Source organism: Arthrobacter sp. Soil736 (assembly GCF_001428005.1).
Lineage (GTDB): Bacteria > Actinomycetota > Actinomycetes > Actinomycetales > Micrococcaceae > Arthrobacter.
This window is the reverse complement of record NZ_LMSB01000001.1, coordinates 377,431-394,474: the sequence shown is the minus strand read 5'-3', so window position 1 is coordinate 394,474 and position 17,044 is coordinate 377,431. Positions and strand designations below refer to the sequence as shown.

At 66.8% G+C, this 17,044-nt stretch carries 15 protein-coding genes; 5 read left to right on the top strand and 10 right to left on the bottom strand.

Going from position 1 to position 17,044, the window contains the following annotated elements:
• Positions 1-90 precede the first annotated feature (90 nt).
• The 6 genes from ASG92_RS01845 to ASG92_RS01820 form a co-directional block, all read right to left on the bottom strand.
• Entirely contained in the window at positions 91-819 is a 729-nt protein-coding gene (locus ASG92_RS01845) for an SDR family oxidoreductase (protein ID WP_056623909.1), read from the bottom strand.
• Complete coding sequence (locus tag ASG92_RS01840; protein ID WP_056623553.1) at positions 819-2,225, bottom strand: DUF6421 family protein; 1,407 nt, start codon at positions 2,223-2,225, stop codon at positions 819-821. The genes ASG92_RS01845 and ASG92_RS01840 overlap by 1 nt, the downstream gene beginning before the upstream one ends.
• A gap of 277 nt (positions 2,226-2,502) precedes the next feature.
• Positions 2,503-4,293 carry a biotin carboxylase N-terminal domain-containing protein gene (locus tag ASG92_RS01835; protein WP_056623550.1) on the bottom strand — a complete coding sequence of 597 codons (1,791 nt, stop codon included), beginning with the start codon at positions 4,291-4,293 and terminating at the stop codon, positions 2,503-2,505.
• A 3-nt stretch (positions 4,294-4,296) separates the two neighbouring features.
• The gene (locus tag ASG92_RS01830; RefSeq protein WP_056623547.1) at positions 4,297-5,982 is read right to left on the bottom strand and encodes a 5-oxoprolinase/urea amidolyase family protein; all 1,686 of its coding nucleotides are present in this window, start codon (positions 5,980-5,982) and stop codon (positions 4,297-4,299) included.
• A gap of 117 nt (positions 5,983-6,099) precedes the next feature.
• Positions 6,100-6,858 carry a 5-oxoprolinase subunit PxpA gene (locus ASG92_RS01825; RefSeq protein ID WP_056623543.1) on the bottom strand — a complete coding sequence of 253 codons (759 nt, stop codon included), beginning with the start codon at positions 6,856-6,858 and terminating at the stop codon, positions 6,100-6,102.
• A 204-nt stretch (positions 6,859-7,062) separates the two neighbouring features.
• On the bottom strand, positions 7,063-7,800 hold the full coding sequence (locus ASG92_RS01820; protein ID WP_056623538.1) for a LysR family substrate-binding domain-containing protein: 738 nt from the start codon (positions 7,798-7,800) through the stop codon (positions 7,063-7,065).
• Between the two features lie 80 nt (positions 7,801-7,880).
• Here ASG92_RS01820 and ASG92_RS01815 point away from each other — a divergent pair, with 80 nt between their 5' ends.
• Both ASG92_RS01815 and ASG92_RS01810 read left to right on the top strand, forming a co-directional pair.
• A complete protein-coding gene (locus tag ASG92_RS01815; RefSeq protein ID WP_056623534.1) occupies positions 7,881-8,279 on the top strand; it encodes a DUF5997 family protein in 399 nt (132 codons plus the stop codon).
• A 354-nt stretch (positions 8,280-8,633) separates the two neighbouring features.
• Positions 8,634-10,922 (top strand): fibronectin type III domain-containing protein, encoded by a 2,289-nt coding sequence (locus tag ASG92_RS01810; protein ID WP_056623532.1) that lies wholly within the window; start codon positions 8,634-8,636, stop codon positions 10,920-10,922.
• A gap of 127 nt (positions 10,923-11,049) precedes the next feature.
• Here ASG92_RS01810 and ASG92_RS01805 read toward each other — a convergent pair whose 3' ends face one another.
• On the bottom strand, positions 11,050-11,463 hold the full coding sequence (locus ASG92_RS01805; RefSeq protein WP_056623529.1) for a hypothetical protein: 414 nt from the start codon (positions 11,461-11,463) through the stop codon (positions 11,050-11,052).
• A gap of 115 nt (positions 11,464-11,578) precedes the next feature.
• On the opposite strand from ASG92_RS01805, the gene ASG92_RS01800 reads away from it, so the two are divergent.
• On the top strand, positions 11,579-12,208 hold the full coding sequence (locus ASG92_RS01800) for a helicase associated domain-containing protein (protein ID WP_157372020.1): 630 nt from the start codon (positions 11,579-11,581) through the stop codon (positions 12,206-12,208).
• Positions 12,209-12,263: 55 nt separating this feature from the next.
• Here the strand turns inward: ASG92_RS01800 and ASG92_RS01795 are convergent, their stop codons facing one another.
• From ASG92_RS01795 to ASG92_RS01785, 3 genes are read right to left on the bottom strand one after another with little or no spacing between them, the layout of a single operon-like run.
• Positions 12,264-12,854, bottom strand: coding sequence for a universal stress protein (locus tag ASG92_RS01795; protein ID WP_240986956.1), 591 nt, complete (start codon positions 12,852-12,854; stop codon positions 12,264-12,266).
• 33 nt (positions 12,855-12,887) lie between these two features.
• Positions 12,888-13,541, bottom strand: a complete 654-nt coding sequence (locus tag ASG92_RS01790; RefSeq protein WP_056623520.1) for a response regulator transcription factor — start codon at positions 13,539-13,541, stop codon at positions 12,888-12,890.
• Positions 13,538-14,878 carry a sensor histidine kinase gene (locus ASG92_RS01785; protein WP_082579238.1) on the bottom strand — a complete coding sequence of 447 codons (1,341 nt, stop codon included), beginning with the start codon at positions 14,876-14,878 and terminating at the stop codon, positions 13,538-13,540. Before ASG92_RS01785 ends, ASG92_RS01790 begins: the two co-directional genes overlap by 4 nt.
• Positions 14,879-15,053: 175 nt before the next feature.
• Between ASG92_RS01785 and ASG92_RS01780 the strand changes: the two genes are divergently transcribed.
• Both ASG92_RS01780 and ASG92_RS01775 read left to right on the top strand, forming a co-directional pair.
• Positions 15,054-16,187, top strand: a complete 1,134-nt coding sequence (locus tag ASG92_RS01780; RefSeq protein WP_056623517.1) for an FtsX-like permease family protein — start codon at positions 15,054-15,056, stop codon at positions 16,185-16,187.
• Positions 16,188-16,264: 77 nt separating this feature from the next.
• Positions 16,265-16,966, top strand: a complete 702-nt coding sequence (locus tag ASG92_RS01775) for an ABC transporter ATP-binding protein (protein ID WP_056623515.1) — start codon at positions 16,265-16,267, stop codon at positions 16,964-16,966.
• Positions 16,967-17,044 lie beyond the last annotated feature (78 nt).

Below are 17,044 nucleotides of genomic sequence, written 5' to 3'. Positions count from 1 at the left end.
TTTTTCTATTGGTCAACTGCCTGCGCGGCGGCCACGCTGGCTCTTGTAGCAGCGTGCCGCGCAGATATCACTTTCCGGACAGCCGGCAAATCAGCCCAGGGGCAAACGGGAACCGTTGAGTTCGGCGGCGGACCCGCTGAACAGTGCGGCCGACGCAGCCCCTAGATCCTTCACATCGGTGAATCCCGGGAATTTCCGCTCGGGATGGGAGGCCCTCATCCTGTCATCGACGAGCGCCTTGACTACGAATACGACGGCGGCCGATCGCTGCGGCTGCGGGTCGCCGTTGCTGGCCGATTGCGAGCTGCGGAAGCCGTCGGCAATCGCCAGGGTCCAGGCCTCGGAAGCGGCCTTGATCGCTGCATAGGCGGCACCACCCGCTGACGGATTGGCGGCCGCCTGGGCTGAGACTATGGCCAGCCGGCCAGTCGGGGATTTTTCAAGGTCATGATAGAAGGCGCGGCTGGTGTTTCGCAGCGTCGTCAGGACGCTCGTCTGCAGAAAGTCCCAATCCTCGTCGCTCTGGCCCGCTATGCCGTCGCCGCCGCGCCAGCCGCCCACCAGATGGATCAGGCCGTCGAGGGGTCCAAGGTCGCTGCGGACGGAGGACGCCAGCTCCCGGACGGCCGCCGGCTCTGCGAGGTTGCAGGTGTAGCCGGTGACGTTCGGACGGGATTGCGCGAGGTTTTGCACGCGTTCGGTGTCCAGATCAACGGCTGCGACGCGGAAGCCGGCATCGCTGAGGGCAGACACGACGGCCGTCCCGGCTTCGCTGGTGGAACCTGCCACCATGACCGTCCGGGGTCCGCCCGGCGCCATCATGCCGCGTCCTTGTGGGCGTCGGCGCCGATGGACCCGCCAGTGATTCCGGCCGTTGAGTCGATGACGGTCCTCATCTTCTTCTCGAGTGCTTCGTAGAACATCGAGAGCGGGAACTCGTCATCGAGCACCTGATCGGTCAGGCCCCGTGGAGGGCCGTCAAGGGGCAGCGCGTCCGGCCCTTTGGCCCAGACGGATGCGGGGTTCGGGGTGACTGTCCCGCTGATGAGTTCATAGGCGGCAAGCCAGTGGGCGGTTTTCGGGCGGTCGATGGAACGCCAGTACAGCTCCTCGATCCGCTTGCCCAGTTCGATGACGACCTCGGGCACGTCCGCCCAGTCGATTGAAAGTGTCGAGTCCGTCCAGTGAAGCACCTTGTGCTGGTGCATCCAGGCGAAGAGGAGCTGCCCGCCCAGGCCGTCGTAGTTGCGGACCCGAGTCCCGGTCATCGCAAACCGGAAGATCCTGTCGAAGATGACGGCGTACTGGACGAGTTTGGCGTGGCTGCGCGCCTCCGGCGAGGCACTTTCGTCCCGCTCGATGCGTACGGATTCGCGGAATGCCGTCAGATCGCACCGCAGCTCTTCCAGGGTGTAGAGGAAGTACGGCATCCGCTGCTTGATCATGAACGGATCAAACGGCAGGTCGCCGCGCATGTGCGTCCTGTCGTGGATCAGATCCCACATCACAAAGGTTTCCAGGGCAAGCTGAGGGTCTTCGAGGAGCCGTCGCGCGTCGTCCGGAAGCGTGAGGGAGGTGGTCTGGCTGGCCGCAGCCACCACCCTCCGGAACCTCTCAGCCTCGCGGTCGGCGAAAATGCCGCCCCATGTGAACGCCGGGGTTTCCCGAACGGCCACACTTTCGGGAAACAACACGGCCGAATTCGTGTCATAGCCCGGCGTGAAGTCGATGAAGCGGATGGGCACGAAAAGCTGGTTCGAGTATTCTCCGCTTTCGAGTTCCGCAACAAACTCCGGCCAGGCCACTTCGAACAGAACGGCCTCCACGAAGCGGTTTGCACTGCCGTTCTGCGTGTACATCGGGAAAACCACAAGGTGCTGCAGCCCGTCGATGCGGTGCTGCTGCGGCTGGAAAGCGAGCAGCGAATCCAGGAAGTCGGGTACCCCAAAGGAGGAACCAGCCCACTGCTCGAAGTCCGCTTCAAGCAAGGCCAGATACTCCGCATCGTGCGGGAATGAGGGGGCCAGTTCCCGGATCGAAGCCGTGATCGAGTCGACGGCGAGCTGTGCGCGGTCGTGGTCCGCCGGATCGGGTATGGAGCCGTCCTGGACCTGGATCTGCTGCAGATCCCCGGCGGCTCGCTTCAGTGCGATCCACGCGTTACTTGAGGCCAGCACGTGCCCCGTTGGGGACTGAAGTTCTATTTGAGCGGTTGTTGCAGACATTGCTACGGCGTCCTTCCTTCTCTGTGACGCGCATAACACTAGTGAACGCAAAGGGGTCCTTGCCCCAAAAACGGTCAAGCATAAGATGCTCTTAGGCTAACCCGCGGAAATAGCGTCTGTGACTAAGAACTCCCCCGCTGCGGTAGCAACGGTTTGGAAGTTGAGGTCAACATATGTTCCAGCAGCTTAGAACTGGGACGGTCGTGGCTCTGATCAGCTCCTGGCTGACCGGGGCGGCAGCCGGGAGTGGTGCAGACGACTTCGGAAAATGACACCGCTACTCGATCCGTCCCACCACGGAGCCGGCGCTGACCACCCCGCCCTGTACGGCCACGAGTTCCGAGAGCGTTCCCGAGCGGTGTGCTGTCACCTGGGTTTCCATCTTCATGGCCTCCAGCACCAGCAGCGGATCCCCGGCAGTCACCTGTGCCCCGGCTTCGACCAGCCATTTCACCACGGTGCCGGCCATCTGCGAGCGGAGTTCCGCCGGGTGGGCGACGCTGCCGTTCGTCCCGGCGCTTCCGGCGGCGCTGCCGGAGTTGCCGCCGGCGGCGGAAGCTCCGCCGTCGAACCCGTCCGGGAGTCCCTGCCCGGAGCGGGCCCAGCCGTCCAGCAGCGCGGCCGGAAGCCCGACGGCCAGCCGCTTGCCGTCCACGTCAACGGTGATGGTGCGGCGTTCGCCGACGGGGGCAGCCGTGCTGAACTGCTCGTCGGCCGGAATCTGTCCGGCGAAGTCCGTCTCGATCCACCGGGTGTGGACGCCCAGGCGGTCCGTTGCCGTGAAGTCCGGGGCCTCGACGACGGCGCGGTGGAACGGCAGGACCGTGGGAACGCCGGTGATGCGCATTTCGGCCAGCGCACGGCGGGACCGGCGCAGGGCCTGCTGGCGGTCCGCGCCGGTCACGATCAGCTTGGCGAGCAGGGAGTCGAACTGCGGCGGAACCAAGGAGCCGGCGCCGAATCCCGCATCGATCCGGACGCCGGGGCCGGTGGGACCGGTGAACTCCCCGACCGTGCCGGGGGACGGCAGGAAGCCGCGTCCCACGTCCTCGGCGTTGATCCGGAACTCGAAGGAGTGGCCCCGTGGAGCCGGGTCCTCGGTGAACCGCAGCTGCTCCCCCGCGGCGATCCGGAACTGTTCCTGCACCAGGTCGATTCCCGTGGTCTCCTCGGTGACGGGGTGCTCCACCTGCAGGCGCGTGTTCACTTCCAGGAACGCCACGGTGCCGTCCGCGGCGACGAGGAACTCGACGGTGCCGGCACCGGAGTAGCCGGCCTCGCGGCACACCGCCTTGGCTGCGGAGTAGATTTCCCGGGTCTGCTGGTCGCTCAGGAAAGGCGCCGGGGCCTCCTCCACGAGCTTCTGGTGGCGGCGCTGAAGGGAACAGTCGCGCGTTCCGACCACCACCACGTTGCCGTGCATGTCCGCCAGGACCTGGGCCTCGACGTGCCGGGGCCTGTCCAGGTAGCGCTCCACGAAGCATTCGCCCCGGCCGAATGCGGCCACGGCTTCCCGGACGGCGGAGTCGAACGACTCCTCGATCTGGTCCATCTCGCGGACCACCTTCAGCCCGCGCCCGCCTCCGCCGAACGCCGCCTTGATGGCGATGGGCAGTCCGTGCGCTTCGGCGAAGGCCCGGGCGTCAGCGGCCGTCGCCACCGGGCCGTCGCTGCCGGCCACCAGCGGGGCGCCTGCGCGCACCGCGATCTCCCGCGCCGTGATCTTGTTGCCCAGCAGCCGGATCGCCTCCGGCGTCGGGCCGATCCACACCAGTCCGGCGTCCAGTACGGCCTGCGCGAAGTCAGCGTTCTCGGACAGGAAGCCGTACCCGGGGTGGACCGCGTCCGCGCCGGAGTCGGCCGCGACGCGGAGCAGCTTCGCGATGTCCAGGTAGGTTTCCGACGGCGCGTTGCCGGCGAGGCTGTACGCCTCGTCCGCGGCGGAAACGTGCAGCGCGTCGGCGTCGACGTCGGCGTACACGGCCACCGAGCCGAGCCCCGCGTCATCGCAGGCACGGGCAATGCGGACGGCGATTTCACCGCGGTTGGCGATCAGGACCTTGCGCATCAGTTACTCGCTTCTTGTGTTGTTGTTTGCGTTTGGGGCATGCGGGGCGATCCGGAAACGGATGCTCCCGCCGATCGGCACCTGGGCTGCCCGGTCCAGGTGCTCGTCGGCCACGACGCCGATCACCGGGTAGCCGCCGGTGATCGGGTGGTCGGCCAGGAACAGGACGGGAAGTCCTTCCGGCGGGATCTGGATGGCACCGGCCACGGTCCCCTCGCTGGGAAGCTCGCCGTCGCGGCTGCGCCGCAGCGGCTCGCCCTTCAGGCGCATGCCCACGCGGTTGGACTGCGGGGTGACCTGCCAGGACTGGCCGCAGAGCGAGGCAAGTGCCGCGTCGTCGAACCAGTCATCCCGCGGGCCGGGAACGATATCCAGTTCGGTGACGCCCTCCCTTGGGAACTCCGGCTGGAGCTCGGGGCTTCCCACCACTCCGGAGTCGGTGACGTGGCCGGCCGGGAGCAGTTGGCCTGCGGCCAGCGGCGCGGGGCCGATGCCGGACATCGTGTCGGTGGACCGGCTGCCCAGCACCGGGGCAACATCGGCCCCGCCGCGGATGGCCAGGTAGGTGCGGAATCCGCTCTCCGGCGCACCCATGCTCAGGACTTCGCCGTCGAGCAGGGCAAACGCCGTGGCGGCGGGAACCGTCCGCTGCCGGCCCGGTTTTCCGGTGTCCGACGGCGATTCAATGGTCAGCGCGGCGGGCGCACCCGTGACGGCCAGGACCTGGTCCCCCACGGCTTCAACGCGGAGCCCGCCGGCGACGGTTTCGACGGCGGCCGCGGAAGAACCGTTGCCCACAAGGCGGTTGGCGCGGCGCAGGGAGGCACGGTCGAGCGCACCGGCGGCGGAAACGCCTAGGGCGGCGTGGCCCTGCCGGCCAAGGTCCTGGATCAGGCTCTGGAGCCCCGGGGACAGGATGCGGAGACCGGCCACGAGCGGGCCTGCGCCTGCGGCGGCATCTGCTGTCACCGTCGCTGGCTGCCGTGCTGCTTCGGGTAATGCCTGCCGTGCTGTTTCCGGTGCTGCTGGCGGTGCCATGGCGACCGCCTCCCGCACCGGTCGGAACCGCACGCGGTCGCCGGGCCTGGCCAACGCGGGCTGGGGCCGGCTGAGGTCCCACATGCTCGCTCCGGTCCGGCCGATCAGCTGCCAGCCGCCGGGCGAACTGCGCGGATACACAGCTGAGTAGTTCCCGGCCAGGGCCACCGAGCCGGCGGGGACGGCGGTGCGCGGGGAGTTCCTGCGGGGGACTTCCAGGACCTGGTTTTCGCCCACCATGTAGCCGAACCCGGGGGCGAACCCGCCGAAGGCCACGGTCCAGACCTGATCGGAGTGGGCGGCGATCACGCCGTCCGTGCCCAGGCCGGTCAGCGCCGCCACTTCGGCGAGGTCGTCGCCGTCGTACACGGTGTCAATGACCACCAGGCTGCCGTCGGCATGGGCCGGCGCCGTAAGGTCCATGTCCATCAGGAGGGCGGCCATGCGGCGCGCGGCCGACGGCGACTCCGCCTTGATCATCACGGTTTCCGCCGCCGCCAGGACGTCGAGCTGTCCGGGCAGCGGAGCCTCCAGCAGGAGCGCCTGCAGCGCGAGCACATCCTGCAGCCCGCTCAGCTCGGCGAGAACCGCCCGAGTGCCCACGGGCCGCACGGTTTTCACCCGATGAGCGGTTTCACTTAGTACGGTCATTGGTTACTCCGGGTTGGGTGTTGGAGAGGTTGCGGTGTCCTGCGGGGACGGACTCGGGTGGCTGGCGCGGCAATCAGGCAAACGCGGCAGGCTGCCCGCGGGATCAGACTGCGGGGATCAGGCAAACGCGGCGAGGCTGACGCCCGCCCCGCTGAGGGCCGACTTCACCGCGGCGGCCATGGCAACAGCCCCGGGAGAGTCGCCATGGACACAGATGCTCTCGGCCCGGATCTTGAGGATGGAGCCGTCCACAGCGCGGACGGCAGACTCGGTCGCCATCCGAAGGACGTGCTCCGCCACCTCGGCCGGATCTTCAAGGACGGATCCCGGCAGCGAGCGGGAGACGAGCGTGCCCTCCGGGGTGTAGGCCCGGTCGGCGAATGCCTCCGGAACGGCCCGCAACCCAGCGGCCTCGGCCAGGCGCAGCACCTCGGAGCCCGGGAGGCCCATGATGGGCAGTCCGGGATCCACGGACTTGACGGCGTCGACGACGGCCCGTGCCTGCGCAGTGTGGCGGACGATGGCGTTGTAGAGGCCGCCGTGCGGCTTGACGTATCTGACGCGCGCCCCCTCCGCTGCGGCCAGTGCCTGCAGCGCGCCGATCTGGTAGACCACGTCATCCGCCAACTCGTTGGGGTCGATGTCCAGGAAGCGGCGGCCAAAGCCCGCGAGATCGCGGTAGCCCACGTGCGCTCCGATCACGACGCCGGCCTCCGCGGCTTTCCGGCAGGTGCTGCGGATGACGCTGGGGTCACCCGCGTGGAATCCGCACGCGACGTTGGCGCTGGTGACCGAGCGGAACATCGCCTGGTCGTCGCCCAGGGTCCATCGTCCGAAGGATTCTCCGACGTCACTGTTCAGGTCCATGGTTGGCATTGTGACCCCTGTCTCATTGAAGTGCCTGCTTCAAGGATGCAACACTTTTCAGGATTGTTCAACAATCCAGCAATTCAACGATTTAGGAGGCAGGCGAATTCGGAGGCAGGAGCAGGGCGCTTTCCGGCGACGTCTATGAGGCGACGTCTACGTATATACAGTCCGCCATGCCATCGAAGTCAGCGCCATCGGGAAAGGGCTTATCTAGCGCTTGCCCTTTTTCCGGGAGCCCTTGCCGCGGCCCTTGTCCGGGTTGGGGGCGTAGCGCTGAGCCACCTTGGGCTTCTTGACGCCGGTGCCGCGGCGGTCCGGCTTGGGCTCCTTCTTCGGCTTCTCCTGCTGCGCCGACGGCTGCCGCGAGCTCTGCGCGGTCCGGCCGCGGACAATGCCGATGAACTCCTCGATCACCTCGTCCGTGGAATCGCTGGGCCACGCCAGGGCGATCTCGGTGCCGGGCGCTCCGGTGAGGCGGCGCGCCACGGTGTCCTTGACGTTGAAATGCCGGGCCACGGACATGGGCAGGATCAGCAGGCCCGCTCCGGAAGCCACCACCTGGAGGGCGGTTTCGGGCCCGCCGAGTTCGTCGGCGTCAAGGAAGGTCTCGGCCGCCAGGTCCTCAAGCGCCACGTCCTCGAACACGGAGATCTCGTGGCCCTTGGGCGCCACCACCACGGGCTGTTCCTCATACAGGGGAATGACGTTCAGGCCCTCGCGGTCCACGGGCAGCCGGACGAAACTAAGGTCCGCCGAACCGTCGCGCAGCACCGAAAGTTGGGTGCCGCCGTCGGACATGAACGAGCGCAACGGAACATGCGGCATCCGTTCTTCCCAGCGCCTGATCCACTTGCCCGGAGTCACCCCGGCGACGTACGCAAAGCGGAGCTCCCGCGGCTGAGGTTCCGGAGGGGCGGGGGCAAGCGTGGGTTCATCTTCAGCGGGCACACCTTCACAGTACCGCCAGCACCGCCCGCTGATGCCTGATGTTGGTGCGCTGTGCGCGGCCGGCCAGATACCCTTGGAGCATGACCTCTGCTAACTCCCAGTCCATGAAGCCGGCCACCGTTGCCAAGAAACTTGGCATCTACCTGCCCGCAACACCGCAGGAGTTCCAGGATTCAACCATCACCCGCGCCGAGTTCGCCGAACTCCAGGCCAATCCGCCGGAGTGGCTGGCCGAGCTGCGCCGCAACGGCCCGCACCCCCGCCCGGTGGTGGCGCAGAAGCTCAACGTCTCCATCAGCGGCCTGGCCCGCGGCGGCGTCGAAGAGGCACTGACGACGGCGGAAATCACCGCCCTGCTGCAGGCTCCCCCGGCCTGGCTGGTCGCCGAGCGCTCCACGCACGCAGCAGTTCGCGCCGAAGCGCAGCGCGTCAAGGACGAGGCTGCCAAGAAGGACGCGAAAAAGGCCCGCCAGGGCTAGGTTTGCCCGGCTAAGCCGTCACAAGGGCAGGACGGAACCTGTCCTGCCCTTGGAGAAACCCGGATTCCTGATCCCCCCGCCTGAGGGGACAGCCATCCCCCATGGGGGTCATGTCCCCGCACTCGGATGCCTTCCTGCAGAGACTTATCAGAGCCTCCCTTGCCTGCCGTACGGCGATTGGGAGGCCAGGCCATCGCGCCCGTTGCCCCTCTAAGTGGGGGGACCAGGGGTGCTGCCAATTTGGTGGCTTGTAGCGCTTGGGCTCTCCGGGGCGTACAGCGTTTCCCCAAGGGGCCTTATTGATTCTGTGATTGTGCGTGAAGGTATCGCGCACCTCGGATCGATGAGGTCATCATGAAATCAGCACAGTACGAGCCGGGAGCGCACACTTCTCGCCCTCCCGGTACCCGCAGGGCCGGAATCATTGCCACCGTTTCGGCCGCCGTCATCTGCTCAACGTCCATGCTCGTCATTCCAGCCGCCAATGCGGCCGTCCCTGCTTTCCCGGACAACATCGTGGTCTTTCCCGACCGGGACTTTGTGACGATCGAGGGCTACCAGGACCACCTCGGTGAGACAGCAACGGTTGACGTCACCCGGCCGGGCGTGGGAGTCGTCGGCTCCGCACAGTCCGTGGTCGCGGCGGGCGACGTGGCGTTCGAAATCAACCACCCGGGCGGCGCCTGCTGGGGTGCCGGTACCGGACTTAACGTCACTCCCGATATCCTTCCCGGTGACGTCGTCTCCATCAAATTCGGCACCACTGCCGCCGGCGAAACAACGGTCCAGGATACCTACGTGACGGGGGACGCCGAACTCAGTGGCAGCACCGTCACCGTCAAGGGGCACATCGGAGCCGGAGTCAATCCGGCCCAGATGGAGCAGCGCATCATTGAGCCCGCCCTCCGGGACACCACCGTGGCACGCCGCGACATCCGCGCAGTCCCCGGCCCCCTGACGCCTGCGCCCAAGGGCGGCTACTCCTCGAGCCTGGAGTACGCAGGCGATACTTTCACCGCCACCTATGTCTTCGACGACGCCGCCACTGCTGAAATTGCTGCCAACGCCGGTCTCGGCGAACGCGCCATGGCCTGGGAACTTGAGGACGCAGACGCCAACCGCCAGGGCCTGACAATTGCAGAGTACGGCGAGCCCGGCGGCCCCGGCATGGGCGGCTGCCCCAACGGCCCCCGCCAGTCCGGCCCTGTGGCCCCCACCAACATCGCCGCCGCCAAGGTATCCGGCGGACTGAAGCTGACCTGGACGCCTGCCGAGGCCGTCCCCGGCACTCCGGCCATCACCGGCTACCGCGCCGTGGCCGTCGGCCAGACCGTCAACAGCGGGGAGCAGGTGGAAATCGGCAAGCGGATCTCCGGCCAGGGCGCCACCGGCACCACCATCACCGGCCTTTCCGCCACTGAAGAGTACGACGTCTACGTGGTCGGCATGAGCAGCTCCGGCGAGACCTTCCCGGCCGCCCACGCGGTTCCGGTGACGGACACCACCGCACCTACGGTGACCGCCTCGCCCAACGGCTCAACATCCCCCACCGCCCAGAAGGTGACGCTCACCGTCAGCGAACCTGGCGCCCAGATCTACTACACCCTGGACGGGTCCCCGGTCCTGCTTTCGGGCGGCGTCCTTTCCGACGCGGCAGTGCTCTACACGGGGCCGATGGACGTCGCCCAGACCAGCACGCTGACATTCGTGGCCATTGATCCGTCCGGCAACGTGTCCCAGACCGGACTGGCCACGTTCACCATCACCAACGATCCCGTGCCGGCAGCGCCGGTCATCACCGCAGCCACTGTAGGTCAGGGGACGGCCAGCCTGACCTGGACCGCACCGGACCCGGGCGCCGCAGGGCTGACCATCACCGGCTACACGGTCCAGGCCTACACCGCTGACGGCGCGGCGTTCGGCGCCCCCAAGACGGTCGCCGGCAACGTCACCACCCTGGTCTATGACGGACTCAGCGGTGACACCGCCTACACGTTCACGGTCAGGGCCAGCAACATCAACGGCACCGGGCCCGAATCCGCCAAGACGGCTCCCGTGACCGTCCAGGGTGCATTGGTAGCCATTGCCGGTCCGGATCAGACCGTCGCACGCCGTACCACCGCCACCACGGTCACCTTGGACGGCACCGGTTCCACCACCGGCGCCACCTACCGGTGGGAGCAGGTCCTGGCCTCGCCCACCGATCCCAACAGGGTCACGCTGACCGGCGCCACCACACTGAAGCCCACGTTCAGCCTTCCGGTCTACCAGTACCCGATGACTAACAGCCCGCTCACCTTCAGGCTGACGGTCACCGCCGGCACCGACGTCCGGACCGACGAGGTCAAAGTGACGCCAGTGCCGGACCGTGTGACCATCAGCTCGGCACAGTGGAAGACCGGCGATCTCCGGATCATCGGCACCAGCAGCGTGGTTGGCGGCGTCATCACCGTCCACTCGGGCAGCCTGGCCGGCCCCGTCCTGGGACGCGTTACCGTCACCGCAGCCGTGGCACCGGCAACCGGCGGCGATTACATCCTCCGGCTGCGCAATGCCGCCGCCGGAACCAGCAACCCCGGCACCGTCTGGATTGAGTCCAGTGTGGGCGGTACCGCGGGACCCGCCACCGTAGCGAACAAATAGTAAACCGCGGCCTCAACGATCACGGTGACGCTGCATAATTCCAGGCAGTTCCGCCACCAGTCCGGTGGCTGCCGGCACCACGCAGGCAGCCACCGGACTTCGTTGTGCCATCACCTTTGAATAGCGACTAGAAAAGCGGCTTTGAGTCCTTCTGCACCAGAGCCGGATTTCCTACGGATTCGCGTTTCTTCTTCAGGAATCCGGTTTTCTGGTAACGCTGAGCCATGATGAATCCAGTCGGTGCGCCCTGCTCGTAGGATTCGACGAAAACGGCTTCGAGACGCCCGTCGGCAGTGGTGAGATACCCGTCCCATGCCAGCGCCACGCGATCGGGAAGCGGTTCGTCCCTGACGGCCTGCCTGGCAGTTGCGACGCTTTCCTCAAGCCTGTCCCCGGTGATGTACCGCTGCAGATTCCGTTGATTGTCGGTTTCTCGGATAACAAAGGGCACCAAATCGGCGCCCGATGAAACCACGGAATCAATCGCATGATCCAAAGCCATAAACGCAAGGTTGACGAGTTCCTCGGAATATTCATCCATGGCAGCAGAGTAATGCGTAAATTAGTCCGCACCACCGGACGCGCGGAAGTTCAGTTTTGCTAAATTCCGGGACGGCCAACCCTTGGGAGGCCCTTCGGGTGGCAGGATTGCCTTTGTGGCTAAGTGGCGAGGGGACGCGGCACCGAATCCTGAGTGGGTGCTGATGTACCGGCGGGGTCTTTCCCGAAAGAAAATCGCCGGACTGACCGGCGCCCCGTCATCAACAGTCGAGGACCACATCGCCCTGGCAAAGGCCCTTGACCCGGATCTGCGGTCCGAGCACGAAGCAGCCGGCGAATCAGCGGCTACACCCGGCATGAAGCGCCTGCGTGCGGTGCTCGCGATGGTGGAGGCAACCGGGCGGTATCCGTCCCGGAACGCTGACGACGAGTCCGAACGAAAGCTGGCGGCGTGGCTGAGACGCCGACGCCGTGACGCCGACGCCGGAATTCTGGACCCGGCCATCCGGGACGGCCTGGCCTTGCTTCCGGACTGGCAGCGGAGACCCCGGGATGTCGCCCACGAGGCCAAGTGGCGGGAACGGCTGGCGGCCCTGGTCACGTACCGGGCTTCGGGGCACGACTGGCCCCGCAGCAAGGCCTCCATCAGCGGTGAGGAACATGAGCTCGGTGTCTGGCTGCGCACCCAGAGGTTCAAGGAGCGCCGCGGCAAACTCAGTCCCAAGAAGGCCGAAGCACTCGATGCCGCCCTTCCCGGCTGGCGCGTGGGCAGGAAAAAGCGGTAACCCGGCCAGGCAGTCGCAAGATTCCCGCCGGCCGGCCGGCACCCTAGGTTCGCGGTCAGCCGGCGTCCGGGACGATGAGAACGGGCAGCTGCTGCTGACGGACGAGGGCTGCGTAGACCGATCCCTCGATGAGCCGGTCCATCCAGACGAGAACACCTGACCGGCGGCAGCCCACGATGAACAGGGATGCGCCCGCGCTCTGGGCCAAGCGGCCGAGAGCCTGCGCAACGTCACCGTTCAGCACCCGGAAAGACCAGGTCTCCCCCGGCTGCCCGAGAATGGCTTCAAGTCTCGACAGCAGCTGCCCGGCCGGAAAGTCGGCCTCCTCATTGGCGGCAGGGTCCATGGAATGGGCGGTCCGCAGCTCCTCAGCCTCCCATTCGGTCAGGTAGCTGGCCGGATCGACAAAAGCGCACACTAAATGCAGGCCAAGATCAGCGGCTAGGTCAGCGGCCGTCCGGACGAGAAGCTCAGGGAACCCCCAGCTGACGCCGAGCACGATCGGCCCTTCCGGCCACCCCTCCTCAGGCAAGGGCATGACAAACGCCATTCCTATCGTGGTGGCGTACGTCAGGTGGAAGGCCGGAGTCGAAGAGACAGGCGTGCCGCTGCCGACCCTGGTATGGTCCGGGACGACCAATCTCAAGACGTGAACTCTCGCAGCAGGGGCGTCTCATGCCTAGTGCCCGGGGGCTCGGATGATGCGTCGCTGGGTTGCCGCAGCGATGGCGGCGGTGCGATTGTCCACGCCGAGTTTCCCGTAGATGTGCACCAAGTGGGTTTTCACGGTTGCCTCGGAGATGAAGATCTGTTTTGCGATGGCCCGGTTGGAGAGCCCGGTCGCCAGCAGCCCGAGCAACTGGACTTCCCGCGGGGTGAGTGCGGGGGCGGGGTTGCTGATTCTGTTCATGAGCAGAGCCGCTATTTTGGGGGCCAGGGCCGTCTGGCCGGCGGCGGCCGCGAGCACGGCTTGCCGGATCTGTTCGGGAGGTGCGTCCTTGAGCATGTAGCCGCTGGCCCCTGCCTCCACGGCGGCCAGGATATCCGCATCCGTATCGTACGTGGTCAGAATCAGGACCGGCGGAGCCGCGTCCAGCAGCTTGATCTGCGAGGTCGCGGTGACTCCGTCCATGCCGGCACCCATTTGCAGGTCCATGAGCACGACAGCGACCGGGTCTCCCAGGGTTTGTAACCGTTTCAGTTCCCTGAGCGCGGCGTCGCCGTCGGCTGCTTCGGCTGCTACCGAGATGCCCTCGAATTCGGTGAGCATGGCCCGCAGCCCGGCCCTGACCACGGGATGGTCATCGACCAGCAGGACTCGGATGTCGTTCATTGTTCTTCCCTCGCAGGCACGTCGTCCAGGGGCAGGCGGATAGCCACCACGGTCCCCTCCCCCGGTGCTGATTCGAGTTCGAGAGAGCCGTTCAGCGCGGTCACCCGTTCCTGCAGGGACGGGATCCCGAAACCGCTCCCGTCCGTGCGGGCATCAGTGCTGTCCTTCAAACCGGACGTGTCGAAGCCGACACCGTCATCATAGATGTCCATGGTGACTTCGCTGCCCAGAAATGCGACGGTCACGACAGCGTTGCTGGCTCTAGCGTGGTCTCTGACGTTTGCGAGGCTGGCCTGGGCCGCGCGGAGCAGGGTCACCCGGTACGGTTGCGGCAGTTCAACGGGGTCGCCGTCGAGTTCGAACCTGCACCGCAACCCTAAGCCCCGGGCCGCCGCGCTGGATTCCGTACTCTCGCAAAGCCGGCGCAGGGTCTCCTCCAGGGAGGTTCCCTGCAGCTTCGGCGAGGAGAGTCCGCGGACAAAGTTCCGGGCCTCAGCCAGGTTCTCCGAGGCGGTCCGCTGCACCAGGGCGAAGCGTGCGGCTGCGGTGGCGGTATCTCCGGCCTTGAGCGATTTTTCCGCCGCGCGGGCCACCAGTACGATGCTCGAGAACCCCTGGGCGAGCGTGTCGTGGATTTCCCGGGCCAGCCGCTCACGCTCGGCCAGGACGCCGGCGTCGTGCTGGGACGCTGCCAGCTCCGCACGGGTCCGCCGGAGTTCATCGGCTGCACGGCGCTGGTTCTCCGCCTCGCGGTAGAGCGCGAGGTAGGCCAGCCCGGTAACGACGGAGAATGCAGCGCCGAACAGGGGACCCAGGACCACCGCCAGCGGCGGGACGGTCAGTCCGCTGGCAGCCCACTGGGCGGCAATCACCGCCGCCGTCATCAACACGATGGTCAGCAGTGCCATCCGTCGTGGCAGCAGGTGCAGGTGCAGGAAGAAGAGGGGGAATGCCAGCCAGGCGAAATCGGCGCTCCCGGCGAGCAGGATGGCCCACACGGCCGTGACGAGTCCCAGCCAGAGGACAGCGTAGCGGCGCGGGTCGAATCCCGTGCCGCGTGCGGCGAAACGCTTTTCCAGGATGGTGCCGGTCAGGTACATTCCGGCCAGAACAAGCGCGGTCCCGGCCCAGACATACCGTAGGGGGTCCCCGCCACCGGATACCAGCAGCCTCAGGACAGCCACGCCCAGCAGGGCGGCGAAGCCGACGTGCAGCGTCACTCTCAGGGCGCCCAGGATCGCAACGGAGGGTGCAGCGTCCAGGCCGCTGAGCAGGGCGTCGTCGGGTCCTATGGGACCGGTCCCGTCCAAGGGAGGTAGTGATTCTGTGGAGGGCATTGGATCAGCTTATGCGCGCCGGGCCCGGGACGGATCAACCAAATGGTTGACCCGGGGATCAACCATTCTTCCGCCGCGTATCAATCAACTGCACGATGGCGCCTGCGCCGGCCCGCGGGAGAGTGGATATCAGAGCCTCTCGGCCTCGGCGTCGCCCACTGAAAGAAGAGAAAACGTGTTCCTTGCTATCCGCGATATCCGCTTTGCCAAGGGCAGGTTCGCCCTGATGGGCGGCGTCGTCGCCCTGATCACCCTGCTGCTCGTCATGCTCTCGGGACTGACGGCCGGCTTGGGCGACCAGTCGACCTCGGCCGTTGACAAACTCGGCGCCGTCAACGGCAGCGGCTTCGACTCCAAGGCAGTGGACAGCATCGTTTTTGGCGCCCCCGGCACCAACGAGCCCAAGGCCTCCTTCACCGAAAGCGAAGTCACCGCCGCGCAGCTCGACAGCTGGAAGAACCGGGCCGGTGTAGAAACCGCCGAAGCCCTGGGCATCAGCCAGACCCGCTTCCAGGCCGTGGCCGAAGGTACCGCCGCGGCCACCGGAACCACCAATGTCGCCGTCTTCGGCGTGGCACCAGACGGCCAGCTGGCGCCCTCAGCGGTTACCGCGGACACCGTCGTGATCGGCAAAACGGTGGCCAAGGCCCTTTCCCTGAACACCGGAGACAAGGCCAGCGTCGGAGGAACCGAACTGACCGTCAGCGCCGTAGTCGAGGACCAGTGGTACTCCCACACCAGTGTCGTCTGGACCGCCCTTCCCACCTGGGCCAAACTCGCCCACCTGACCGACCCGGAGCAGCTCGGAACCGTCGCCGCCATCACATACAAAGACAGCGCCACCGTTGACGAGGCCGCCGCCAACGTAGCAGCCCACACCGTGAGCGCTTCGCGCACCGGATCCTTCCAGGCCCTGGGCTCCTATAAGAGCGAGAACGGCTCCCTGACGCTGATGCAGGCCTTTCTTTACGGCATCTCCGCCCTGGTCATCGTGGCCTTCCTGACCGTATGGACCGTCCAGCGGACCCGCGACATCGCGGTCCTGAAGGCCATGGGAGCATCCGGCAGTTACGTCCTGCGCGACGCCATCACCCAGGCCGCGATCGTCCTGCTGGCCGGGGCCGGAATCGGCGGCGGGATCGGCATCGTCGGCGGCTTCTTCGCAGCCCAGGCAGCCCCCTTCCTCGTCAACCCCGCAACGACACTCCTGCCCATCCTCGGAATCATCGCCCTCGGCCTGGCCGGAGCGGCACTGGCCGTCCGCCGCGTCACCAAGGTCGACGCCCTGATCGCCCTCGGCGGGAACTGAAACCCTTCGCAGCCACAGATTCCGTCCGCGGCCGCGCCACAGATTCCGCTGAGTACATTCTGAAAGGAAGTAACCCAATGTCCTCCACCCCCAGCCCCCTGAACCTCGTCAACGTCACCCTCGAATACCCGGACGGAGACGGAACCATCAAGGCCCTGGACGCCGTGAATCTCACCGTGCAGGCCGGCCAGATGATCTCCCTCGTCGGACCCTCCGGGTCCGGAAAATCCAGTCTTCTCGCCGCCGCCGCCACCCTCGTCCACCCCACCCATGGACTGGTGATCATCGACGGCACCGACGCCACTGGACTCAGCGACAAGGACCTCACCGCGCTGCGGCGGGAGAAGATCGGCATCATCTTCCAGCAGCCGAACCTGCTCGCGTCCCTGACCGCCGCCGAACAACTCATCATCGGCGACCACCTGCGCGGAAAACCCCTCAAGGCTGCCCGGTCAAAGGCCGTCGAACTGCTCGACATTGTCGGACTCAGCTCCAGCGCCGACAAACGCCCGCACCAACTCTCCGGCGGCCAGCGCCAGCGCGTCAACATCGCCCGCGCCCTGATGGGCGATCCCAAGGTCCTGCTCGTGGACGAACCAACCGCGGCCCTGGACCACGAACGCAGCGACTCCATTGTCCGGCTCCTGCGCCGCGTCACCGACGACTTCATGGTCGCCACCGTCATGGTCACCCACGACACCGAATTCGTCCCGCTGACAGACTCGGTCGCCACCATGCGCGACGGTAAACTCACCGCCCCCGTGCTGACGACGGTCTGATACCCAACATCCGCCGCTGACATCGTGCAAGAACCGCGGCCCGCCAACCCGCGGGCCCGTCCCTGAAGGCTTCCGCGC